Genomic DNA, 21,829 nt, shown 5'->3' on the forward strand with positions numbered 1-21,829 from the left:
GTGAAGCATACCAAGCGCGGCGGCGTTCCGCAGCAAAAAATGCTCCTGCCTTTTCCGCCCGCGAAGACGCATTCATTTGCTTTTCTCCCTCGGCGGTGATAATATAGTTTATTTTTGCTGAGGCAGAATGCTTGCAATGCCTCCAGCAAGAAGTGTAACATATTGTCCTTCTGCTTATTTTCATCGATAGTTGTCAGCCCTTCCACAGCTTCGCGTTCATGCACAGCCACAGCATCATCATTCTTGATTTCGGCTCCCAGACCACCCAGCTTATCGCCCGCCGCATCCGCGAGCAAAAGGTCTATTCGGAGATTCACCCCTACACCCTGCCGCTTGCCAAGCTGAAGGAGCTGCGGCCTGCGGGCATCATCCTTTCCGGCGGTCCGGCTTCGGTTTATGACGAGGATGCGCCGCTCTCCGATCCCGGCCTGTTCAATATGGGCGTGCCGGTGTTGGGCATCTGCTATGGAGCGCAGCTCATGACGCAGCAGCTTGGCGGGCGGGTGGAGCGGGCCGAGAAGCGCGAGTTTGGCAAGGCCGAGCTGCGCATCAGCGAGACTGCCGGGCTGTTCAGCGGCTTGGAGGCCAAACCTGCCCATCATCAGGTCTGGATGAGCCACGGCGACCGCGTCGAGGCACTTGCGCCCGGCTTCATCGCCATTGCCGACACCGAGCATTCGCCCTATGCAGCCCTGCGCCATCAGGAAAAACCTTTTGTCGCCGTGCAGTTCCACCCGGAAGTGGCGCACACGCTGATCGGCACGGACATTCTGCGCAATTTTATCTTCGGCATCTGCGGCTGCGACGCTTCGTGGACGATGCAGTCCTTCATTGAATCCACCGTGGCGGCGGTGCGGGAGAAAGTCGGCAGCGACCGGGTGATCTGCGCCCTGTCCGGCGGCGTGGATTCGACTGTGGTCGCGGCGATGATTCATCGGGCCATTGGCAGCCAGCTCACCTGCATTCACGTCAACAACGGCCTGATGCGCACCAACGAGAGCGCGGGCGTGCTCCGCTTCTTCCGCGAGCGCACCGACTTGCAGGTGATTGACATTGATGCCGAAGCCTACTTCTTGGAACGGCTGAAGGGCATTGCTGATCCCGAAGAGAAGCGCAAACGCATCGGCTACGGCTTCATTGAGATTTTCGAGCAGGAGGCGAAGAAGCTGGGGCAGGTTAAATATCTCGCCCAAGGCACGCTCTATCCTGACGTGATCGAGTCCGTAGTTTTCCGGGGCAAAGCGCCGATCAAATCGCACCACAATGTCGGCGGCCTGCCGGAGCGGATGCACCTCGCCCTGATCGAGCCGCTGCGCGAGCTGTTCAAGGACGAGGTGCGCGAGCTGGGTTTGGAACTCGGCCTGCCGGAAGAGGCGATTTTCCGCCAGCCTTTCCCTGGCCCTGGCCTCGGCATCCGCATCATGGGCGAAATCACTGCCGAGCGGCTGCGCATTGTCCGTCAGGCCGACGTGATCGTGCTGGAGGAAATGAAGCAGTCGGGCTGGTACCGCAAGGTCTGGCAGTCCTTCGCCGTGCTCCTGCCGATTCAGACGGTCGGCGTGATGGGCGATGGCCGCACCTACGAGCACGTCATCGCCCTGCGCTCGGTGGACAGCCGCGACGCGATGACCGCCGACTGGTCGCAGCTGCCCTACGACCTGCTGGGCCGGATTTCCACCCGCATCATCAACGAGGTGCGCGGCGTGAATCGGGTGGTATATGACATATCCTCCAAGCCTCCTTCCACCATCGAGTGGGAATAGTTCTGTTGCATCCATGCGCAAGGGGAGAGTTCTCCTCTTGCGGTATTTTTTCTCGGCAGCAGTTTTCTTGAATCAATCTTTACCCTTCACTTTGTCATGTTAAAAACTGGAATTTACGTTGATGCAGAAAATATCAAAATGAGCGGCGGTTACGGGATGCGTTATGATGTCTTAGTTGACATCGCCAACAATCCCACCTCTATCTTGGTTCGAGCGAACTGCTATCTGGCCGAAGACCGCGACCGCACCAGCAAAGAGCCGGATTACCGGCAAAAGGTGTATTTTTACCACAACATTCTGCGCCAGTGCGGTTTCAAAATCATTAAAAAATTTGTGCGCCGCTACGAAGACGAGGACGGCAATGTCACCACCAAGGCCAATGCCGACATGGACTTGGCCATTGACGCGCTGCTTCAGGCCCGCAACCTTGACCGGGTCATCCTTCTCACCGGCGACGGCGATTTCATCCGTCTTGTCACGGCGTTGCAGAACATGGGCTGCCGGGTGGACGTGATCGGCTTCAACAATGTCAGCCGTGAGCTGCGCGAGGCGGCGGATTCTTTCCTCTCCGGTTTTCTCATCCCCGGCCTGCTGCCCTTCCAGCCGCAGCCGGAGGATGTTGCCGCCAATAAAGAAGGGGAATGGCAGCGTGGCACAGTGGCCAACTTCAATGCCGACCGGGGCTTCGGCTTTTTCCGTTTCTTCAGAATGCAGGAAAATCACACGCTGAAAGCGGAAACGGTGTTCTTCCACCTTTCCAAATCCACCTTGGAAGGCGATTATTATTTTCAAGACCCGACCCGGATTTTTGAGTTCCGCATCGTCGAAAACCCCCACAACGAAGGCCGCTCTGAGGCCTGGGACATCCGGCTGGTGCGGGAGAACTGAATTTTCTCCTTTACGCGACACTGCCGCCAGCATCTTGCGGGCAGTGTCGTGAGTTTTTGTTTTTTATTGTAATCCAGTACGAATAACACCCTGCCAATGCGACAATCACTCGCTTTTTGCTTTGTGATATTTCACTTCGTTCCTGTTTGCTGAAGATAATCAGACACGTTTTTGAGATTATTTTTTGCATCCATATATTCTGGATCAATTTCCAATGATTTTTTAAATAAAAAAATTGCCTGCTCAATATTTCCTTTGTACAGCATGACTGCGCCAAGCCCATTGGCTGCGGCAGCATAGTTCGGCTTGAGATGCAAGGCAGTTTGAAAATGGAAGGCTGCCTTATCGTGATGACCAGCCTTGAGAAGCAGGGTGCCAAAATTGTAATGGACATTGGCAAATCGAGGACTTTTTCTCAGCACTTCTTCATAATAAGCAAAACTTTCTTCTTTTCTTCCAGATGAAAACAATGCAGAACCATAATTCACAGCCGCCTGTTCAAAATTCGGATAAATGCGCAGAGCTTCTTGGTAGTGCATAAGGGCTTTTTCATACTGTTCTTGCAGAGCGAATTCGAAGCCAAGGTTGTTGTGAATGATGTAATTTCCTTCAGTCACGTCCAACGTATGTTCAAATAAAGTGACACTGTCTCTCCAATAGGAAGTCTGCATTCTTGTGCTGATTGTTAAGGCAGGGAAAATTACAATAGCAGCAGTCCCAAGCGCAATATTTTTATATTTCCAATTACGAATCAGTGCATCTGATCCCCATGATGCAATAATAAATATTCCGACCATAGGAATATAGGTGTAGCGGTCCGCAAGAGCCTGCACACCGACCTGAACCAATCCGATTACCGGCACCAGTGTGCCAAGATACCAGAACCAGCCAACCGCAAGCCACGGAAGGCGTTCTCTATGCCGTACCGCCAGCAAGGTGATGCCAGCCAGCATAAAAGCTGCGCCGACAGCCTGCCATGCAGATATTGCGTTGGGATAGGGATAAAGAATGCCGAGATTCTGTGGAAGAAAAGTTTTCTGAAGATAGGTGATATAAGAAATCAGCGCATTGGCTATGCGCATCTGAAGAGGATATTCCGCTAATCCTGCTACGGCATCTCCATGCTTCTGCGCAAAGAAGGTGATGCTGGATGAAGCGATGCTCAAAAAAAAGAAGGGAATTTTCTCATAGAGCAGCTGGGTTGTTTTGGTGTGAATTTCACCATCGTTCTTGCCAAGCCTTTGTAAAGGCCAATAATCCAGCAGCAGCAGCGCAAATGGCAGGGTGACTGCCATTGGTTTTGCCATCAGCGCGAGCAGAAAGAATAAAACAGCCAGCAGATAAGCATCACGTTTCTTAGTTTTTATAAAGCGAATATAGCTCCAGGTAGTCAGCAGCCAGAAGAAAGTGCTTAAAACATCCTTGCGTTCTGCAACCCAAGCGACAGATTCAACATGCAGAGGATGGACTGCGAAGAGCACGGCAACAGCGCAGCTTCGCAACGGTGCTCCTGTCATATTCTTCAGCACAAAAAACAGCAGCAGACTGTTTATCAGGTGCAGCAGCAGGCTGCTGAAATGGTGGCCGCCAGCATTCATGCCATAAAGCTCAACATCCAGCATGTGGGACAGCCACGTGACAGGATGCCAGTTGCTTGCATGGAGCGAACTGAACGCCCAGAGAACGCTGTCTTTGCTGATGCCCTGCTGGACATGAACGTTTTCCGTCACATATTTGTCGTCATCGTAGCCGATGAAATTATTATTGAGAACTTTTGAATAGGCGACAACAACTAATAGAGAGATGATTGCGTAGAGAATTATATTGCTTCTAAGCAATGTTTTTATTTTATCATAACTATACATGGTGATATCCTGATACAGGAACGAAGACAGATGTTTTTCGCCGTTTTGTCGAGGAGCTGACCGTAGACTTTTGCAGAAACGCGCGGCGGAGGATGCCGATTGGTCTTCCTGCCACTCTTTAGGCTGTATGAGACGGACATTATCGCAATCCGGGCAGCATAACGCAGCACCTATATTCAACAGCCATGCAACTGTTGAGCTTTTTTCCAATTCTTCGTCAGGATTGGCTTGTTGAAACAAGTTTCTCCATTGGATGGCTCACCGGAGAAATGGCAATACTTTTCTGGATAGTCGCCGTTCTCAAATTGTCTCCAAGACTTGTACGCCTCATAGCAGAACGGTTTTTCGATATTAAATGGAATTTCCACGCCGGTGCGGATGCAATACCCTGTGGCAGACTGCTTCGTTGGAGCAGCCGCAGGTTTGTCCGCTGCTTTCTGGTGCGCTGACTGTTCACGCACCCGCTCGGAGCCATTTATCTTTTCGGCAATTAACTCATGAGGCTTGCTGTTGTCAATGATAAATTTCACCTCATCCATCGCGTCGTCAAATGTCTTCTTGTCCGCCGGGTCGTTCCTGTCGATGAGGACACCCATCTCCTTGTTGTTCGCCATCGAGAACTCATAGAGATTCAAAGATGTGATGATCATCTTGTCGTCATTCGCATAGCACTTGGCGTGCAAGTCCTCATGGTAATACAAAACAATGAAGCGCAGCCCCTGCAAGAAATTCAGTTCGTCAGGCTTCAGTTCCTGTTTCCCGAAAATAACGGTTGTGACTTTGTTCTTGCTGTTTCTATAGGCAAGCAGTTCTTTGAAATCCTTGGACAGCTTCAGGTATGGTGACACGAGATACAGTTTCTCGCCAGCGTTCCTGATGAGTTCCTCTAACTCTGAGACGGCTCTTTTGGTATTGATAAATCTTGCCATTTTCAGTATCCATTCTTGATGTTCATGTTCTGCAAAAGCAAAGCCGCTGCGATGCCTTTTCTCACCCGCTGCCGCCGCGCCCCTCTATGCTTGCGAAAAAGGTTTAGTATCCCGAATCTGCCGCATCGAGTATCACGGCAAAATCATCATACGTATCATGGCATCGTCGTGATACCTATCACGACAGCGGCATGATACGTATCACGATCACACCCTTTCCCAGTCCTTGAAAATCGGCTGATACCCGTTGCGGCGGAGCATCGCCGCCACTTCCTCGACGCTGCGGTCGTCGGTGACGCTGAACTGCACCGGGGCTTCCTCCTGCTTCCTGACCGCGTAGCCGCCCACGCCCGTTTTCGAGCCGGAGGAGAAGCGGGTTGCGCCAAGGTGGAGCAGCCGGTCGCGGAAGGCCGGGGCCTCGCGGGTGGAAATGGTGATGCCCAGCCTCGGCATGAACAGCCGCCAGGCGAGCATGAACTGGACAAACTCAAGATCGGCAAGCTGATGGCGCGGGGCAATTGCTCCAGCGGCCTTGGTCATGCGCGGCAGAGAGAGCGAGATTTCCACCTCCGGGAACTCCTCCTCCAGCCAGCGGGCGTGCAGCGCGGCCAGCCATGCCTCGCGGCGCGGCTCGCCAAGGCCGAAGAGCGGCCCGATGTTCAGGGCGCGGAAACCGGCCCGCGCGCCGCGCTCCGGGGTTTGCAAACGCCAGGCATAGTCCGCTTTCCGTCCCGCCGGATGCACTTCCTGATACACAGCGCGGTCGTACACTTCCTGATAAACGGTGAGCGAATCCGCCCCGGCCTCGCAGAGCTGCCGGTATTCCTCCACATCGAGCGGGAATATCTCCAAGGCTATGGAGGAGAAATGCCGCTTCAGCACCGCCACGGTGTCGAGGAGATAGGAGAGCGGGGTCTGCGCCGGAGCCTCGCCGGTGAGGACAAGGATGTGGCGGATGCCAGTGGCGGCGATGGCCTGCGCTTCCTGCTCAATCTCGGCCAGCGTCAGCTTGGTGCGCGGGAAATCCACCCCGGCGTGAAAGCCGCAGTAAGCGCAGGCGTTGGCGCAATAATCGGAGATGTAGAGCGGCGCGTAGAGGCTGATCACCCTGCCGAAGTGCTGCAAGGTGAGCTGCCGCGCCCGCCGGGCCATCTCCTCCAAAAAGTCCTGGGCCGGAACCGAGAGCAGGTTGAGCAGGTCGCGGAAATCCAAATCCTCGCGTTCTAAGGAACGGCGCACGTCCGCTGCTGTCACCGCGCGGAAATGGCGGTCGAAGTCGAAGGATTCCAGCTTGGTGACTGTGTCTAAGAAGGACATCTCAGCTCCTCAGAAAGCCGGTCAGCGGCGAGGAGGCTTCGGCGTATTCTTTTTCTCCGGCCAACTGCGCCAGCCGCGCCAGCCGCCCGGCTTGCACCGCAAGGCCAAAAGCCCGGCCCGCCTGAATCGGATCCGCGCTGGTGGCGATGGCGGTGTTGACCAAGACCGCGTCCGCGCCCAGTTCCATCGCCTCGGCGGCCTGCGAGGGCCTGCCGATGCCTGCGTCCACCACCACCGGCAGCCTGCTCGCCTCAATGATCCGCTTGATCATCGCCTTCATCTCCAAGCCCCGGTTGCTGCCGATGGGCGAGCCGAGCGGCATCACCGCCGCCGCGCCTGCGTCATGGAGCTGCTTGGTCACGGTGATGTCCGGCATCATGTAGGGCAGGACGATGAAGCCTTCCTTGGCCAGCAGTTCCGTGGCCCGCAGGGTCTCGGCGTTGTCCGGCAGGAGGTATTTCATGTCGCTGATCACCTCAATCTTGATGAAGTCGCCGCAGCCAGCTTCACGGGCGATGCGGGCGATGCGCACCGCCTCCTCGGCAGTGCGTGCGCCGGAGGTGTTGGGCAGCACCCGCACCGACGGCGGGATGTAGCGCAGAATGTCCTGCTCGCCCGCCTTGGGATCAACCCGGCGCAAGGCGACCGTGATCAGCTCCGAACCGCTGGCCGCCAGCATCGGGGCGATCAGCTCCCGCGAGGCGAACTTGCCAGTGCCGGTGAACAGGCGGCTGCCGAAACGCACCCCGCCAAGCAGCAGCGCGTCATCCGCCTGCGCCTGCATCTCCTCTCTCATCTCAGCCTCCTCCCACAAAACTGAGCAGCTCCACGCTGTCCCCGTCCTTCAGGACATGCTGCTGCCATTGTTCCCGTTTAATCAGGGCAAAATTGACTTCCGCGACAATCGCGTCCGGCTCCAAGCCTTGGCTGACGATCAGCTCCCGCAAAGTGCGGGCGGCAGTCTCAACCGGCTCGCCATTCAGGGTTATCTGCATGATAATGGCTGGCTGCTGTTCGTTATTTGCCATCCAGCAGGAACTTGATGGCAGGAAGAAGAAATCCGCTTCCTTTCATGGTCTCTCCTCCTGAAAAATTCTGCCGCATATTCGTCGGACTTCCTCTTCCGGCAGCCCGGTTATTTCATGCACATCTGCCACGGACATCTTCTTCCGCAGCAGTTTCTCAGCTATTTCAAGCTGGCCTTCCATCTTGCCTTCCGCTTTGCCCAGTGCCATGCCTTCCTCCCTCGCCGTATCAAGGGAGTTTTTCATGTCGCGGTAATGCTTCAGGCTGTCCTCGTAGGAAAGAAACTGCTCCTGCGTGAAGCGGGCGACTTCCGCCGCCTCGAAAAGCTGCTCGAAGATTCGCTCCCGCAGCTGCTCCGGCACTCTGTCCAGCCGGTTCAGATTCCTGATCACATACAGCCATTTCTCGAACCGCGTCTCTATCTGCTCCAATGTTTTGCTGAACTTGGGCATCTCCAAATAGATGAAGGTCAGCTTGTCGTAGAAGACCTTGTTCGTCGCGATGTCCGAGAGCTTGACATCGTAGCGGTATTTGTCCGGCTCGGCCTTGTCCGCGTCAAAGACAAAATCCAAGATTGCGACCAGATAGACCGCCTTCAGCTCGAAGTTCCAATCCGCCCGCTCCGCCTGCTCGCGGATGGGAAAGGTGGAATAGTACAGCGTCCGGTCTTTGAAGAAATTCTGCTTGGTCTTTTGCAGCTCGACGATGAACTTCTCGCCGCGCTCGTTTTCGCAGTAGATATCAAAGACCGCCTTGCGGTCCAAGCTCGTGTCGCCGAGCCGCTCAGTTTTCAGATAGGTCAGGTCTTTGAGTTCCCCCTGCTCGTGCTTCAGCAGCTCGTTGAGAAAATCAAGCAGCAGGTTCTTGTTCGGCTCCTCACCGAACAGCCGCTTGAAGCCGTAGTCCGTGAAGGGATTGACGTATTTTTCTTTGAAGCTCATGGTCTGCGTGAGATGAGCGGCGAAGGAATGCAGTGGCAAGGAAATAGCTGCGGAAGCTCCACTGTCCCTGCGGCGGTGCTAACCGTGTCAGGTTCCAAGGGTTGAGGCCGGGCCTCTCTCAGCTTCCGCAGAAGCACCCCCCGTGAAACGCAGCTCTGTGTCTAACTGAATTGCGGTCTTGCGTCAAGAAAAATTGCGCGGCGGTGCATGGGGAATGCGCGGAGCGAAAGGCTGCGGTATATTTGTCTGCTCGGTGATCAGATAGAACAGCAAGGAGCAGCATGGCATCCAAAGATTCACAGGCGGACTGGGAGCAGACCAAAGAACGGATCCGCGAGGCAGCGGACATTGTTCAAATTGTCGGCGAGCATGTGCAGCTCCGGCGGGCGGGCGGGCATTTCACCGGGCTTTGCCCTTTTCACGGCGAAAAAACGCCCTCCTTTTCCGTCAATCCGCAGCGGCAAAGCTATAAATGTTTCGGCTGCGGCGAAAGCGGCGATGTCTTCAGCTTTCTGATGAAATATCAGAACCTGAGCTTCCCGGAGGTCATGAAGGCGCTGGCCGGGCGGTATCAGATCAGCCTGCCGGAACCCAAATTGAGCGAAGCTGAGGAAGCGCAGCGGCAGCAGCGCGGCCTGCTTCATGCGGTCAATCAGGCGGCGGCGCAGCTCTATCATGAAGTGCTGCTCAAAGCTCCGCAGGCTGAAGCGGCCCGGCAGTATCTTATCCGGCGCGGCGTGCCGCAGGAATTCCTTGTCCGCTATCAGCTTGGCTATGCTCCGAATGACTGGGATTTTGCTGCCTCGCGCCTGACCAAAACCTTCCCGGCAGAGGCGGTCGCGCAGGCCGGGCTGATCGCAGCGAAAAAGAATGGCTGGTACGACCGGTTCCGCGACCGCATCATGTTTCCGATTCTTGATGCGGGCGGCAAAACAGCGGCCTTTGGCGGACGCATTCTCGGCGACGGCCAGCCGAAGTACATGAACTCCCCGGAGAGCTTGGTCTTCAGCAAAGGCCGCGTCCTTTTCGGCCTGCACCAACATCGGGATGCGATCCGCCAAAGCCGCCGTGCCGTGCTGGTCGAGGGCAATTTTGACCTGCTTTTGCTGGATGTGCATGGCATCAGCAACACGGTCGCGCCGCTGGGCACCGCTCTGACCAAAGAGCATGTCCGCACCTTGCGCGGCTGCTGCAACGAAGCCGTGCTGCTGTTTGACGGCGATGCGGCAGGGCAGAAAGCGGCCAAGCGGGCTGTGCCGCTTTTTCTGGCGGAACGGATGGAGGCCAAAGCCGCTCTGCTGCCATCTGGCCATGACCCGGATTCCTTTGTCCGGGAGCAGGGAGCAGCGGCACTTCAGGAGTTGATCAGCAAGGCCCAGCCGCTGGCGGAGTTCATCTTTGATGCGCTGGTGGAAGAGCACGGGGTCACGCTGACCGGCAAGAGCAGGATCATGGCCGAGCTGGCCGAGTTAGTGCGGGAGGCACCTGATCGAGGGCAGCAGGAGTTGATGGCCGCGCATTTCAGCAGCAAGCTGGGTGTGTCGCCGCAGCATTTTTTGCCTGGCGGCCTGCCGCAGCGGCAGGAGGAGCCGGAGCAGCTTCCGCCTTTCGCTCCGCCGCCAGAGTTTTTCCCAGAAGCAGAAGATAGCGGACATGTGGAAATCACGGCGGCACCAGCACCCGTTCACCTCCCTAATGACCAGCGGCAGTTATTCAATTTTCTTGTGCAGTATCCAGAACATTTCGACAAGCTGATGGTTGACGGCCTGCTGATGGAGCACGTTCACACCTGCGCCCAGCCGCTGCGGGACCTGACGCAGGCCTTGCAGCGGCTGGCGGCGGCTGGGCCGATCTTACCGGAGCAGCTTCTTGCGCATCTGCCGGACGGCAGCCAGGCCCGGCAGATGGTCACGGAACTCATCTTGCGTGGGGCAGCGCAGGACACGCCGGATGAAGACGAAGAGCAAGGTGCTTCAGCCTACGCTGTAATACGTGCTTGGCTGCGTGACCAAAAGAAAAAGCGGGACAACAAAAAGATTTTTCAGCAGATTGATCAAACTGAAGACACGGAAACAGTGCAGAACTTGCAGCGGCAAATTCAGCCGGATATAAAAAAACAGCCTTTTGTCAATTGAAATTTGTTGCAAAAAAATGAAAAAGTGATACAGTGTGCCTTATCTTGTTGAGACTTATTCCTGACTGGCCGCACAGTCGGCGGTGCTGCCCAAAAGCAGCAGAGACCCCTCCGGTTGCCAGCGGCAAGAAAAAACCACAGCGTGGCTATTGAAAATTCTGTACATGCTGTGCAAAAAGTTGTATTATATAAAACAGGGGCTGAAAAAACTCAGCAAGAAAAGAGCAGCAGAGTGAAACTGAAAAATGAAAATTTTTTCTGCGCAGCCCGACGGGAAGGCGGACAATCGGGCGACAGCAGCTAGCAATGGGTTGAGAGCTGCTGACCGAGGAGGGCAGGAAAAATGCCGCGCAGCATGGGCGGGAACAGGCGGAATCGGCGGATTCCGCTTGGAAAAAACTGCGTTTTTTGACGGTACGGAGGAGGTATCTGCATGAAGAACCAGTTAGAGCTGTTGTCTTCAGAAAAATTATATGAAGACGAAGAAGAGTTGGGACAGAGTCTGGATGCCGAGCTGGGCGGCGAGGAATATACCTGCGAAGGCGGACAAGAAGAAAGGCCGGTTCAAGAAGATTCATGGGCGGATCCAATGAATATTTATCTCCGGGAAATGGGCGAGCTCGACTTGCTCAGTTATCATGAGGAGATTGAGCTGGCGAAAAAAATTGAAGAAGGCGAGGCGCGGGTACAGAACGCCGTCCTTCAGCTGACAATGGGGCTGGAAGCGCTCAATACGCTGCGCAACGGCCTGCTTCAGGGCAGCCTGCGCATCGGCTCGGTGCTGAATGGGATTTCTGAGAACGACGACAGCGGCTTGGCTGATATCCGGGAGACCTTCCTTGACGCGGTGGAGCGGGCCAGCCGGCTGGAGCAGCAGCGCGTCAGTTTGTTCCGTCAGCTCAAAGAAAAACTCGGCAGCCCGGAGGAGGAAGAGCCGTTGACTGACGGCATCCGCCACATTGGGCTGGAGATCGCCGCGCTGTTCCGGCAGTGGCGGGTCAGTTTCAGAAGCCTGCTGCCGGTGGTCAAAACGGTGGAAGAGTTCAGCGAAAAATTCCGCGAGGTGCGGATCAAAGCGCGGCGCGAGCTGCTGCTGGCTGACAAAGCGGGCGAGCATCATGCGGATATTGACGAGCTGGAGCGGCAGATCAGCTTTGACTTGGCTGAAACCGTGGGCATGGATTGCCGCAGCTTCAACGCCCTGTTCACCGAGGTGAAGATAGGCCGTCTCACCGCCAAGCAGGCCAAAGAAGCGCTGGTGCGGGCCAATCTGCGCTTGGTGATTTCCATCTCCAAGAAATTCCTCAATCGCGGGATGATGCTTGCCGATCTGATTCAGGAAGGCAACATCGGCCTGATGAAGGCGGTTGAGAAATACGACTACAACCGGGGCTATAAGTTCTCCACCTACGCCACATGGTGGATCCGGCAGTCCATCAACCGGGGCATTGCTGATCAGGGCCGCACGATCCGGCTGCCAGTGCATATGATTGAGGCAATCAATCGGATGCTGCGCTTCACCCGCGAATTCCAGCGGGCGGAAAGCCGGGAGCCAACCCCGGAGGAGCTGGCAGTTCAGCTCGACACCGACGTGGAGTATGTCAACGCCGCGCTGAAAACCGCCAAGGACGCGATTTCCTTGGATGCGCCGGTTGGCGATGAAGACGACACCATGCTCAGTGATTTTATCATTGACGAGGTGAATCCTGATCCGCAGGAGCTGTCCATCTCCGAAAGCCTGAGACGCTGCCTGTCGAAAGTGATGGATGATCTGACCGAGCGGGAAGCGCAGGTGTTGCGGCTGCGTTACGGCATTGATGTGGCCTGTGATCACACGCTGGAAGAAGTGGGGCAATGTTTTGCTGTAACCCGCGAGCGCATCCGGCAGATTGAGTCGCAAGCCATCAAAAAGCTGCGGCATCCGAACCGCAGCCGTTATTTAGAGCCGTTTGTCCGCGACTGACGCGCAGGCAGATTCTGACGGCAGGATCAGGGACTGGCTGACTTTGGCCGCCCTGCCGGGGCTTGGCTGCATCCTGATCCACCGTCTTGCCTCCTTTTTCGGCAGCCCGGCAGCAGTGCTGGCTGCCGGACCGGCTGTTGCGCAGGTTGACGGCATCGGCCCTAAAATCACCGCTCTCTTCAGCAGTCAATCCGTTCTTGCTCAGGCCCGCGCATGGGCTGTCCGCGAGCAGGAACGGGCCGCAGCCGCCAAGGTGCGGCTGCGGCCCTGTGCTGATCCGCTGTATCCTCCCCAGCTGTGCACCATTCACGATCCGCCAGTGCTGCTCTGGTGCCGGGGCGATCTTTCCTGCCTGCATCGGCCTGCCGTCGCGCTGGTCGGCTCCCGTTCCGCCACCGACTATGGCCGCAAGGTGAGCTTTCAGCTTGCCCGCCAGCTCACGGAAGCGGGTCTGACTGTGGTCAGCGGTCTTGCGGAAGGCATTGACGGCCAAGCCCATGCGGGCGCACTGGCCGCCGGAGGTCAGACCGCCGCTGTGTTTGGCTGCGGCGTGGATGTAATTTATCCCCGTTTTCATAGAAGGTTATACGAGCAAGTCTGGGCGCAAGGATTGCTGCTCAGTGAATATCCTCTCGGCACGCCGCCGGAAGGCTCTCGTTTTCCAGCCCGCAACCGGATCATCAGCGGCCTGTCGCTCGGCGTGGTCGTGATTGAGGCTGCGGCCCGCTCCGGCTCACTGATCACCGCCCGTCTTGCCTTGGAGCAAAACCGCGAAGTTTTCGCAGTGCCGGGCCGGATTGATTCCCCGCAAAGCGAAGGAAGCCACCATCTGATTCAGCAGGGAGCCAAGCTGGTGCATTCGTTCGAGGATATTTTGGCCGAGCTGCCTATTGCGCAAAGCAGGGGCAGCCAAGCTCCGCAGGCTGTGCCTGTTGAACTCTCTGAGCCGGAACAGCAGCTGCTCGCCCTGCTCAGTGCCTATCCGACCGACATCGAAGAACTGGCGGCAAAAAGCGGTCTGCCGATGGGTGAGTTGCACGGTCTCCTGCTGGGCTTGGAGCTGAAATCACTCATCCGGCAGCTCCCCGGCCAGCAGTATGAAAAAACCTGACACAGTTTTTTCAACGATATTACCGTCATGCTGCAGTTGACCTGCTCATTTCTTTACAGAAAACTATTTGCCAGACCTGCGTTGTCCTTCTGCAATAGGTTGAAGACACCTAATGCGCACTTTGCACTATATTTTGTTTCAGCTACGACTTTAATTCAAGCGTTATGAAAACAGCAAGTCTGGCCGAACTGGCCGAACTGATCGGCGGCACCGTGGAGGGCGACGGCAGTCTGACCGTCACGGCCCTGAACAGCCTTGATCTGGCGGAACCCGGCCAGCTCACCTTCATCAACAGCGCGAAACTGGCGGACAAGCTGGCTGTCAGCCGGGCTTCTGCCTGCATCGTGCCGGTGGATTTCAGCAGCGGCACTCTTCCGCTGATTAAAGTGCGCAATGTGGATTTGGCGGCGGCCACAATCCATTGCTGGCTGCTGGCAGAGGAGTTCAAGCCGACCGGCATTCACGAACGGGCGGTGCTTGGGCGCGACTGCCAGATCAGCGAGCAGATCAGCATCGGGCCGTTGGTCTGCGTCGGCGACCGGGTGCGGATCGGCGACCGGGTGAAAATTGAGCCGGGCGTGGTGATCGGCGACGATGTGCAGATCGGCGACGACTGCGTTCTTCATGCCAATGCTGTGGTGGCCAAAGGCTGCATTCTGGGCAAGCGCGTGGTGCTCTATCATGGAGCGGTGATCGGCAGCGACGGCTTCGGATTTGCCACCAATCCCGCCACTGGCGAGCACGTCAGCAAGCCGCAGGTCGGCATCGTGCGCCTTGATGACGACGTGCAGATCGGCGCAAATGCCTGCGTGGACCGGGCCGCCTTTGGCATGACATGGGTCAAGCGCGGGGTGCGGATGGACAATTTAGTCATGGTCGGCCACAACTGCGTGATCGGCGAAAATTCGATCCTGGTCGGCCAAGTTGGAATCGCGGGCAGCGTCACGCTGGGCCGCAATGTGGTGCTGGCGGGTCAAGCCGCAGTCGCCGGTCATATCCAGCTCGAAGACGGGGTGATGGTGGCTGCAAAATCAGGTGTCCACAACGATCAGAAAAAAGGGGCGATAGTGGGCGGCATCCCGGCCATTGACATCAAACTCTGGGGCAAGGCTTCCGCTGTTTTCCGCCGCCTGCCGGAGATGTTCACTGAGTTGCGCCAGCTCCGCAAGAAAGTTGACGCGCTGTTGGCCGAACAGGGGGAGGCTTGAGCGGCTGCGTCGAGACAGCAGGATGACCCGCCTCGCCGCGAACGGAAAACCGCCGATGGTCATCATCTGCGCCATGATGCGCAAACTCGTCCATGTCGCTGCCTGCATCCTCAAATCAGGCAAAACGGCCCTTCATGGCGCTTGACGCGGACAACAGACTATCTACGGTGGTCCAGATCATGGCGCATCAGCACTAACTATCCCTGCAACCACGAAAGATCATGCGCACTTTATGGAATGACAGCGAGGCCGCAGCCTGCGCCGACGAGCTGGCTCTGCGGGTTTACAGTTCCCGCCTACTGGGCCGCGAGCCTGCCTTGGTGCTGCACGGCGGCGGCAACACCTCGGTGAAGATCACGGAGAAGAACCTGCTCGGCGAGGACGAGGAAATACTGTACGTCAAAGGCAGCGGCTGGGATTTGGCGACGATTGAGGCTGCTGGATTCGCGCCTGTGCGGCTGCGGCCTATGCTCGCGCTGGCCAAGCTGAAGCGGCTGACCGATCCGCAGATGGTCAACGGGCTGCAAACCCAGCTCGTCCGCAGCGACGCGCCCGCGCCTTCGGTGGAGACCATCCTGCACGCCCTGCTGCCTTTCCGCTATGTGGATCACACCCACGCCGACGCGGTGGTGACCATCTGCAACACGCCGGACGGCCTGCGGCAGATTGAGGAGCTGTACGGCGGCGTGGCAGTGATTGTGCCCTATGTCATGCCCGGCTTTGATCTCGCCCGCGAGGCAGGCCGCCTTTTCGCCGCGCAAGCCGGGCCGCAGACCATCGGCATGGTGCTGATGAACCACGGCATCTTCTCCTTTGGCAACACGGCGCGGGAGTCCTACGAGCGGATGATCCGTTTGGTGAGCATGGCGGAAGACTATCTGCAAGCGCAGGCTGCTTGGGAATTAGAAGAGCCTGCATCGCAACAGCCGCGCTTTGACCGCCGTGAAATCGCCAAGCTGCGGCAGGCTGTTTCACTAAAAGCGGGCAGGCCGATGCTGCTGCATGTCACTGGCAGCCAGCGCGGGCTGGACTTCGCCCGCCGGGCTGATGTCCGTGAGCTGGCCTGCGGCCCGGCCACGCCGGATCATGTCCTTCGCACCAAAGCCCTGCCGCTGATCGGGCGGGATGTCGAGCAGTACGCGCAGGACTACCGCCGTTATTTCGAGGCGCATGAGCCGGAGGCCAAGGAACGCAAAGTCATGCTCGATCCGGCCCCGCGTGTGCTGCTCGACCAGGAGTTGGGCCTGTGCTGCGTCGGCGCATCTGCTGCCGAAGTCGGCATTGTTGCTGACATTTACGAGCGCACGATGGACTGCATCCTTCGGGCGGAACGGCTCGGCGGCTGGCGGCCTCTGCCGCAGCGAGATCTCTTCGAGGTCGAATACTGGGACTTGGAGCAGGCCAAGCTGAGGAAGGGCGGCAAGGCTCCGGTCTTCAAGGGGGAAATCGCCCTGATCACCGGCGCGGCTTCTGGCATCGGCAAGGCTTGCGTGGATTCGTTCCTCAAGCGGTGCGCGGCAGTAGTCGGCGTGGATATTGACCCGAAAATTGCCGAACTGTCCACATCTCCCGCCTTTCTCGGCCTGCAATGCGACATCACCGATGAACAGCAGGTCGCGGCGGCTCTTGACCAGACCGCGCTGCGCTTCGGCGGACTGGACATGCTCGTGCTGAACGCCGGGATTTTTCCGCCCAGCAAGGCGGTTGCCGAGCTGCCCGGCGAGCTGTGGCGGCGGGTGATGGCGGTGAATCTCGATGCCAATCTGACCCTGCTGCGCGAGGCGCATCCGCTGCTCAAGGCCGCGCCCGGCAAGGGCCGCGTGGCAGTGATCGGCTCAAAAAATGTGCCTGCGCCCGGCCCCGGCGCGGCGGCCTATTCCGCCGCCAAAGCCGCGCTGACCCAGTTGGTGCGGGTCGCGGCCTTAGAGTGGGGGCAGGACGGCATCCGCATCAACACCCTGCATCCGAATGCAGTCTTTGACACCGGCATCTGGACAGAGGAGATTTTGCAGGCGCGGGCGGCGCACTACAGCCTGACTGTGGCGGAGTACAAAAGCCGAAACCTGCTCGGCGTGGAAGTGCGCAGCAGAGATGTGGCTGAATTAGCTGCTGAACTCTGCGGGCCGCTCTTCGCCTGCACCACCGCCGCCCAGCTGCCTGTGGATGGAGGCAACGACAGGGTGGTATGATGTTCAAAAAATACGATTCGCCAGATAGCGGCTCTCCTGTCCATCTTGTTGTAACGCCCAGTTGTCTGGCTGAACGGTTTTTTTTTGCATTGTACAGTTTTTTGTATTGCCTTCATCGGGCGAGAATGCTATAGTAGGACATAGCATCTGAAAGAGAAAAATAACTGCGCAAGCAGTTGACAGATGCAAGCCGTCTGCTGTATAGAAAACAGCATAGGAAAAAAATTCCTCTCTAAGAAGCTGGCCTGCGATGCACGCAGTGCGCAGCTTGGCTGACAGGAACAGCGTGGCACCAAGTACGCTGCGCACAGTTTTGCAAATTGTTGCTGCAACCCACAAACAAGGAAAGGAGGCAGGTAAATGAAGAAGGATCGCGTTGCTCTCGGAGCCGCAGCTCTCTTGGCTCTGGCTGGCATTGCTCAGGCAGGAACCACCGCACCGAATCAAGATTTTGGCGGCGGCTATGTTCCGGCAGCTCCGGGCGTTCAGCAGGAGCAGGCTCCTGTGGCCGAGCAGGCGCAGGCGATGCAGGAGGAGATTGCAGCAGTTCAGGAGCAGGCTCCAGTGCAGGAACAAGTGGTTTATGAGGACAAGGGTGCCAGCCCGGATCAGATGCTGTCTGGCGGCGCGCCTGGTGTTCCGGTCAACGCCAAACCCGGCGAGTGCTATTCCCGTTGTATCGCTCCGGCCAAGTACAAAAACGTGACCGAAAGGATCATGGTTAAGCCGGCCACCGAGCGGATTGAGAGCATTCCGGCTGAGTACAGATGGGTTGACAAGACCATCGTGGTCAAGGATGCTTCTGAGCGGATTGAGACCATCCCGCCGAAGTTCGCATGGCGCACTGAGCGCATCGTCCTGCGTCCGGCTTCTGAGCGGCTGCGGGCAATCCCGGCTCAGTACGAGACCCGGCAGGAGCAGGTGATGGTGAAGCCCGGCTCCAACCGGATCGTGACCACCCCGCCGGTGTTCAGAACCGTGAAGGAGAGAGTGCTGGTGCAGGCTGCCTCCAACAAATGGATCAGAACCGCAGTGCCGTGTTCTCCTGAGGATGTGAAGCTGGGCCTGACCGACTGCGAGACACTGTGCTTGGTTGAGACTCCGGCCATGTACAAGACCGTGATCAAAAAGATTCTGGTCACCCCGGCAGGCGAGAAGCCCGTCACCATTCCGGCTGAGTTCGAGACCGTCACCAAAGAGGTGGTTGTTTCTCCGGCCCGCGTGGAGAAAGAGGTTATCCCGGCTGAATACCAGACTGTCCGGAAAAAGATCATGATCGAGCCGGCCAAAACCAACAGAATTCCGGTTCCGCCTGAGACCAAAGTCATCAGAGTTAAAGAGGTTGTCCGCGAGGCCAGCGAGCGCCGCATTCCGGTGGAGCCTGAGTTCCAGACCATCACCAAGCGCGTCAAAGTCAGCGACAGCCAGATCGTTTGGCGTGCAGTGCTGTGCGAGGATCAAATCAAAGACACCAAAGTTTTGGGCGTGCAGAAGGCCCTGTCTCAGGAAGGCTTTGATCCTGGTCCGGTTGACGGCAACTACAGTGCCCAAACCCAGCAGGCTCTCCGCGCCTTCCAGCGCTCCAAGGGTCTGCCTGAGGGCGGCGGCATGACCATCGAGACTCTTGAGGCTCTGGGTGTTTATCAGTAATACAGTACCCTGTAGCTAAAAACTGAGTCGCAGAAAGCAGAGATGCGGAAGCATCTCTGCTTTTTTATTTGCATTGTTCTGCCACATTATGTCTGCCATGCTGACTATCGGTATTTCCGGCCCGCCGCATTCCCACGTTTGGCAGGCCGCATCGCTGCATGACCCTGCTGCCGCGCTGAAAGTTTATCCCCACACGAGCAGCTTGCTGGCCGCATTTGCCGCAGGCGAGATAGACCGGGCGGCTGTGCCCGTCTATAACACCCGTGAAGGCGGCAAGAAGGCTCAGTTCCGTCTTTTCGCGCAGATCAAGGACGGCTGGTGGATAGACAACATCATGCTGCCAGTCAGCCTTTCGCTCGGCGTGTTCACACCAAACAGCCAGCCGGAAACCCTGAAAACCTTGCTGGGCAGACGGGCGGTGTTCCGGCTGTGCGAAGAATACATCAGCGCGACCTTCCCGGAAATAGCTTTGACCAGCGTGGCCGACCTCAGCGCGGCGATTGCCGAGGTTCGGGCGCAGGGCAAGGAGCAGTTCTGCGGCGTGCTTGATGCTGACGAAATGCTGACCGCCTGCGGCCTGCACATTGCGGAACGCGAGGTGGCCCCGCACAGCCGCACCCGCTACGCCATCCTTGGCCGCGAGCTGGCCAAACCGACCGGCTATGACGCGACGGCCTTAGTCACCGGCCCGCTCGACGACCGCGTCGGCCTGCTCGTTGACATTCTTGGCGAATTTGCCGGGCGCGGCATCAACATCCTTGACATGAGTTCGGAGAACGACCCGCAGACCCAGAAGCTCCAGATATATCTTGAGGTGGAAGGCCACATTGAAGATCAAACGGTGGCGGGCGCAGTCGCGCAGATTGAGGAACGGATAGTCGGGCAGAAAAACATCGTCCGGCTGCTGGGCTGCTTTCCCCGGATTGACATGCGGCCCCGGCATATCCGTTCAATTGGGTTTATTGGCACCGGCGACATGAGCGCATGGTTTGCGGAACGCTTGGAGAATGAGGGCTATCGCGTCTTCATGAGCGGGCGCAGCACCGAGCTGCGGCCAGAAGCGATGATCCCAGAGGTGGACGTGGTGCTGGTCTGTGTGCCAATTTCAGTCACAGCAGACACGGTGCGGCAGTACGGCCCGCTGCTGGCTGACGGCAAGGCCTTGATTCTCTTGGCAGGCGAATCAGAAAGCACGCTTCAGGCCGCGCTGGACGCGACAAGCAGCGGTGTGGAAGTGATGCTGGTGCATAATTTGTGGGGGCCGCAGGCCGCAGCGATGAAGAACAAAAACGCGGTGGTGGTGCGCACCCGGCGGAGCGGCAAATTTTGCAGCGAGTTTGAGGCATTTTTGTACAAACACGGGGCGAGCATCCAGCATGATTCCGCTGTCCGCCACGACTTGCTGATGGGCATCGGTCAGAAGCTGCCGACCGCCGTCTCTGTGGCCTTAGCCATGACCTTGGCGCAGAACAGCATCACGGCTGATGAAATTGCCGGGCACTGCACTCTGACTTCGCTCTATCCCATTTTGGCGATGGCGCGGGTACATTCACAAAATCCGCGCACTTATGCCGAGATCATGTCCATGCGCGGCGCAAGCGGCCAGATTGTCCGTGACTTTGCCGCTAATTTGGAACGAGTGACAACAATGGCGGACAATAAGATGATTCGGGAGCTGTGCAGCCTGATTGAGGACAACAGCAAGCATCTCACCACCGCCTTCCTGCGCAATCGGATGGAGCAGGCGAAGGCGGTGGACAAGGTCTTGAGCGCGATGCTCTGATTTACGGCTTTTTGAACGCCTCAGCCAGCTCTGTCACAGCCATTGCATAACGGTTGGAATGATTCCACTCGGTGATGGCCTGAAAGTTGGGATACCCTGCCACATAGCGGAACGCCTGCGCCGACTGCTGCGGATCCAGCTCCAAGCCGACAATGGAGAGCGGGCGGCTGCCCGGCGAAGGCGGCAGATTCGCCTTCTGGGTATCACGGACCGTCTGCCAGGCGATGCGGCCTTTTCTGTCCTGTTTGAAGGCGGCAATCAATCGGCTGTCCTTCAGCTCCGGCCCCAGTTCAGCATAGACCGGCGCATTCAGCACCCAGCCATGCTTGCCGATGTAATTGGCGATGGAGGCCAGCACATCCGGCACAGAGTTCCACACATCGCGCTTGCGGTCGCCGTCAAAGCTGACTGCAAAGGAGCGGAACGAGGAGGGAATGAACTGCGTCTGGCCGAACGCCCCGGCATAAGAGCCTTTGATGCCGTGCGGATCAATGCCGTTCTCCTTGCAGAGACGGAGAAAATCAATCAGCTGGCCCCGGAAGAAGTCAGAGCGGCGCGGGTATGCGTCAAAAAGGGTGTTCAGCGTCTGCAGCACATCGAAGCCGCCCTGATTGGTGCCGAATTTGGTCTCCACCGCCCAGATGGCGACAATGGTTTCCCGGTTCACGCCGAACTGTCCCTCGACGCGGTCGAGCAGCTCCTTGTGCTCGCGCAGCTTGGCCTTGCCGGTGCGGATGTTCTGCTCGGTGACGAAGAGCGGGGAATAGCTGTAATACGGTTTGGCCTCCCAAGGCCGGTCCATCAGCTCCAGCACCTTCTTGGAGATTTTCTGGCCTTGGAAAATCTGGCGCAGCTCGTCCTGATTGAAGCCGTATTTTTGTTCCAGCTCGCGGAAGAGCTGGCGGTACTTCGGCTGCTGAAGGTCGATGAGCTGGCCGTCCTGCACCAAGTCAGCGGCTTTGGGGGCCTTGCCTGTCTGCGCAACTGCCGGGGCAGGCGGCAGGGCGAGCTGAAGGGCGGCGAACAGCAGGGCGGAGCTGGAAAGGGAAGTTATACGCATGG

General features: G+C 57.6%; 20 protein-coding genes and 1 riboswitch. Of the genes, 11 read left to right on the forward strand and 9 right to left on the reverse strand.

Annotated elements, in window-relative coordinates:
• Window positions 1–230 (reverse strand): hypothetical protein (locus tag ACNKH6_RS03560; RefSeq protein ID WP_417914172.1); only part of this gene is annotated, 230 nt, incomplete at its 3' end.
• Here ACNKH6_RS03560 and guaA point away from each other — a divergent pair.
• Both guaA and ACNKH6_RS03570 read left to right on the forward strand, forming a co-directional pair.
• Window positions 219–1,763 carry a glutamine-hydrolyzing GMP synthase gene (gene guaA / locus ACNKH6_RS03565; RefSeq protein WP_417914173.1) on the forward strand — a complete coding sequence of 515 codons (1,545 nt, stop codon included), beginning with the start codon at window positions 219–221 and terminating at the stop codon, window positions 1,761–1,763. The two genes, ACNKH6_RS03560 and guaA, sit on opposite strands and share 12 nt — an antisense overlap.
• Window positions 1,764–1,859: 96 nt before the next feature.
• The gene (locus ACNKH6_RS03570) at window positions 1,860–2,651 is read left to right on the forward strand and encodes an NYN domain-containing protein (RefSeq protein WP_417914174.1); all 792 of its coding nucleotides are present in this window, start codon (window positions 1,860–1,862) and stop codon (window positions 2,649–2,651) included.
• Between the two features lie 131 nt (window positions 2,652–2,782).
• Here ACNKH6_RS03570 and ACNKH6_RS03575 read toward each other — a convergent pair whose 3' ends face one another.
• The 6 genes from ACNKH6_RS03575 to ACNKH6_RS03600 form a co-directional block, all read right to left on the reverse strand.
• Window positions 2,783–4,756 (reverse strand): tetratricopeptide repeat protein, encoded by a 1,974-nt coding sequence (locus ACNKH6_RS03575; protein ID WP_417914175.1) that lies wholly within the window; start codon window positions 4,754–4,756, stop codon window positions 2,783–2,785.
• Window positions 4,693–5,445, reverse strand: coding sequence for a phospholipase D family protein (locus tag ACNKH6_RS03580; RefSeq protein ID WP_417914176.1), 753 nt, complete (start codon window positions 5,443–5,445; stop codon window positions 4,693–4,695). Before ACNKH6_RS03580 ends, ACNKH6_RS03575 begins: the two co-directional genes overlap by 64 nt.
• Window positions 5,446–5,652: 207 nt before the next feature.
• Complete coding sequence (thiH, locus tag ACNKH6_RS03585; RefSeq protein ID WP_417914177.1) at window positions 5,653–6,762, reverse strand: 2-iminoacetate synthase ThiH; 1,110 nt, start codon at window positions 6,760–6,762, stop codon at window positions 5,653–5,655.
• 1 nt (window position 6,763) lies between these two features.
• Window positions 6,764–7,558: a thiazole synthase gene (locus ACNKH6_RS03590; RefSeq protein ID WP_417914178.1), complete on the reverse strand. Its 795-nt coding sequence runs from the start codon at window positions 7,556–7,558 to the stop codon at window positions 6,764–6,766.
• A 1-nt stretch (window position 7,559) separates the two neighbouring features.
• Window positions 7,560–7,757, reverse strand: a complete 198-nt coding sequence (gene thiS, locus ACNKH6_RS03595) for a sulfur carrier protein ThiS (protein WP_417914179.1) — start codon at window positions 7,755–7,757, stop codon at window positions 7,560–7,562.
• Between the two features lie 75 nt (window positions 7,758–7,832).
• The gene (locus ACNKH6_RS03600; protein WP_417914211.1) at window positions 7,833–8,729 is read right to left on the reverse strand and encodes an Rpn family recombination-promoting nuclease/putative transposase; all 897 of its coding nucleotides are present in this window, start codon (window positions 8,727–8,729) and stop codon (window positions 7,833–7,835) included.
• Window positions 8,730–8,775: 46 nt separating this feature from the next.
• A riboswitch (TPP riboswitch) is annotated at window positions 8,776–8,880 on the reverse strand.
• Between the two features lie 130 nt (window positions 8,881–9,010).
• Between ACNKH6_RS03600 and dnaG the strand changes: the two genes are divergently transcribed.
• From dnaG to ACNKH6_RS03635, 7 genes are all read left to right on the forward strand, one after another.
• The gene (gene dnaG / locus ACNKH6_RS03605; RefSeq protein WP_417914180.1) at window positions 9,011–10,864 is read left to right on the forward strand and encodes a DNA primase; all 1,854 of its coding nucleotides are present in this window, start codon (window positions 9,011–9,013) and stop codon (window positions 10,862–10,864) included.
• Between the two features lie 141 nt (window positions 10,865–11,005).
• A complete protein-coding gene (locus ACNKH6_RS03610) occupies window positions 11,006–11,167 on the forward strand; it encodes a hypothetical protein (RefSeq protein ID WP_417914181.1) in 162 nt (53 codons plus the stop codon).
• Between the two features lie 129 nt (window positions 11,168–11,296).
• Window positions 11,297–12,826 (forward strand): sigma-70 family RNA polymerase sigma factor, encoded by a 1,530-nt coding sequence (locus ACNKH6_RS03615; protein ID WP_417914182.1) that lies wholly within the window; start codon window positions 11,297–11,299, stop codon window positions 12,824–12,826.
• On the forward strand, window positions 12,813–13,937 hold the full coding sequence (dprA, locus tag ACNKH6_RS03620; RefSeq protein ID WP_417914183.1) for a DNA-processing protein DprA: 1,125 nt from the start codon (window positions 12,813–12,815) through the stop codon (window positions 13,935–13,937). Before ACNKH6_RS03615 ends, dprA begins: the two co-directional genes overlap by 14 nt.
• 164 nt (window positions 13,938–14,101) lie before the next feature.
• Window positions 14,102–15,145, forward strand: coding sequence for a UDP-3-O-(3-hydroxymyristoyl)glucosamine N-acyltransferase (gene lpxD, locus ACNKH6_RS03625; protein WP_417914184.1), 1,044 nt, complete (start codon window positions 14,102–14,104; stop codon window positions 15,143–15,145).
• Window positions 15,146–15,167: 22 nt separating this feature from the next.
• Window positions 15,168–15,290, forward strand: a complete 123-nt coding sequence (locus ACNKH6_RS03630) for a hypothetical protein (protein ID WP_417914185.1) — start codon at window positions 15,168–15,170, stop codon at window positions 15,288–15,290.
• Between the two features lie 76 nt (window positions 15,291–15,366).
• Window positions 15,367–17,334: a bifunctional aldolase/short-chain dehydrogenase gene (locus ACNKH6_RS03635; RefSeq protein WP_417914186.1), complete on the forward strand. Its 1,968-nt coding sequence runs from the start codon at window positions 15,367–15,369 to the stop codon at window positions 17,332–17,334.
• 3 nt (window positions 17,335–17,337) lie between these two features.
• Here ACNKH6_RS03635 and ACNKH6_RS03640 read toward each other — a convergent pair whose 3' ends face one another.
• A complete protein-coding gene (locus ACNKH6_RS03640; RefSeq protein ID WP_417914187.1) occupies window positions 17,338–17,643 on the reverse strand; it encodes a hypothetical protein in 306 nt (101 codons plus the stop codon).
• Between the two features lie 51 nt (window positions 17,644–17,694).
• Between ACNKH6_RS03640 and ACNKH6_RS03645 the strand changes: the two genes are divergently transcribed.
• Window positions 17,695–18,984, forward strand: coding sequence for a peptidoglycan-binding domain-containing protein (locus ACNKH6_RS03645; protein WP_417914188.1), 1,290 nt, complete (start codon window positions 17,695–17,697; stop codon window positions 18,982–18,984).
• 88 nt (window positions 18,985–19,072) lie between these two features.
• The gene (locus tag ACNKH6_RS03650) at window positions 19,073–20,767 is read left to right on the forward strand and encodes a prephenate dehydratase domain-containing protein (RefSeq protein ID WP_417914189.1); all 1,695 of its coding nucleotides are present in this window, start codon (window positions 19,073–19,075) and stop codon (window positions 20,765–20,767) included.
• A gap of 1 nt (window position 20,768) precedes the next feature.
• Here ACNKH6_RS03650 and ACNKH6_RS03655 read toward each other — a convergent pair whose 3' ends face one another.
• Complete coding sequence (locus ACNKH6_RS03655) at window positions 20,769–21,827, reverse strand: lytic murein transglycosylase (RefSeq protein WP_417914190.1); 1,059 nt, start codon at window positions 21,825–21,827, stop codon at window positions 20,769–20,771.
• Window positions 21,828–21,829: the final 2 nt, after the last annotated feature.

Source organism: Candidatus Electronema sp. JM (genome assembly GCF_048287415.1).
GTDB lineage: Bacteria > Desulfobacterota > Desulfobulbia > Desulfobulbales > Desulfobulbaceae > Electronema.

Coding starts and splice junctions, on each gene's coding strand:
- guaA (WP_417914173.1), top strand. CDS start 219: ATGCACAGCCACAGCATCATCATTCTTGATTTCGGCTCCCAGACCACC.
- ACNKH6_RS03570 (WP_417914174.1), top strand. CDS start 1,860: ATGTTAAAAACTGGAATTTACGTTGATGCAGAAAATATCAAAATGAGC.
- ACNKH6_RS03580 (WP_417914176.1), bottom strand. CDS start 5,445: ATGGCAAGATTTATCAATACCAAAAGAGCCGTCTCAGAGTTAGAGGAA.
- thiH (WP_417914177.1), bottom strand. CDS start 6,762: ATGTCCTTCTTAGACACAGTCACCAAGCTGGAATCCTTCGACTTCGAC.
- ACNKH6_RS03590 (WP_417914178.1), bottom strand. CDS start 7,558: ATGAGAGAGGAGATGCAGGCGCAGGCGGATGACGCGCTGCTGCTTGGC.
- thiS (WP_417914179.1), bottom strand. CDS start 7,757: ATGCAGATAACCCTGAATGGCGAGCCGGTTGAGACTGCCGCCCGCACT.
- ACNKH6_RS03600 (WP_417914211.1), bottom strand. CDS start 8,729: ATGAGCTTCAAAGAAAAATACGTCAATCCCTTCACGGACTACGGCTTC.
- dnaG (WP_417914180.1), top strand. CDS start 9,011: ATGGCATCCAAAGATTCACAGGCGGACTGGGAGCAGACCAAAGAACGG.
- ACNKH6_RS03615 (WP_417914182.1), top strand. CDS start 11,297: ATGAAGAACCAGTTAGAGCTGTTGTCTTCAGAAAAATTATATGAAGAC.
- lpxD (WP_417914184.1), top strand. CDS start 14,102: ATGAAAACAGCAAGTCTGGCCGAACTGGCCGAACTGATCGGCGGCACC.
- ACNKH6_RS03630 (WP_417914185.1), top strand. CDS start 15,168: ATGACCCGCCTCGCCGCGAACGGAAAACCGCCGATGGTCATCATCTGC.
- ACNKH6_RS03635 (WP_417914186.1), top strand. CDS start 15,367: ATGCGCACTTTATGGAATGACAGCGAGGCCGCAGCCTGCGCCGACGAG.
- ACNKH6_RS03645 (WP_417914188.1), top strand. CDS start 17,695: ATGAAGAAGGATCGCGTTGCTCTCGGAGCCGCAGCTCTCTTGGCTCTG.
- ACNKH6_RS03650 (WP_417914189.1), top strand. CDS start 19,073: ATGTCTGCCATGCTGACTATCGGTATTTCCGGCCCGCCGCATTCCCAC.
- ACNKH6_RS03655 (WP_417914190.1), bottom strand. CDS start 21,827: ATGCGTATAACTTCCCTTTCCAGCTCCGCCCTGCTGTTCGCCGCCCTT.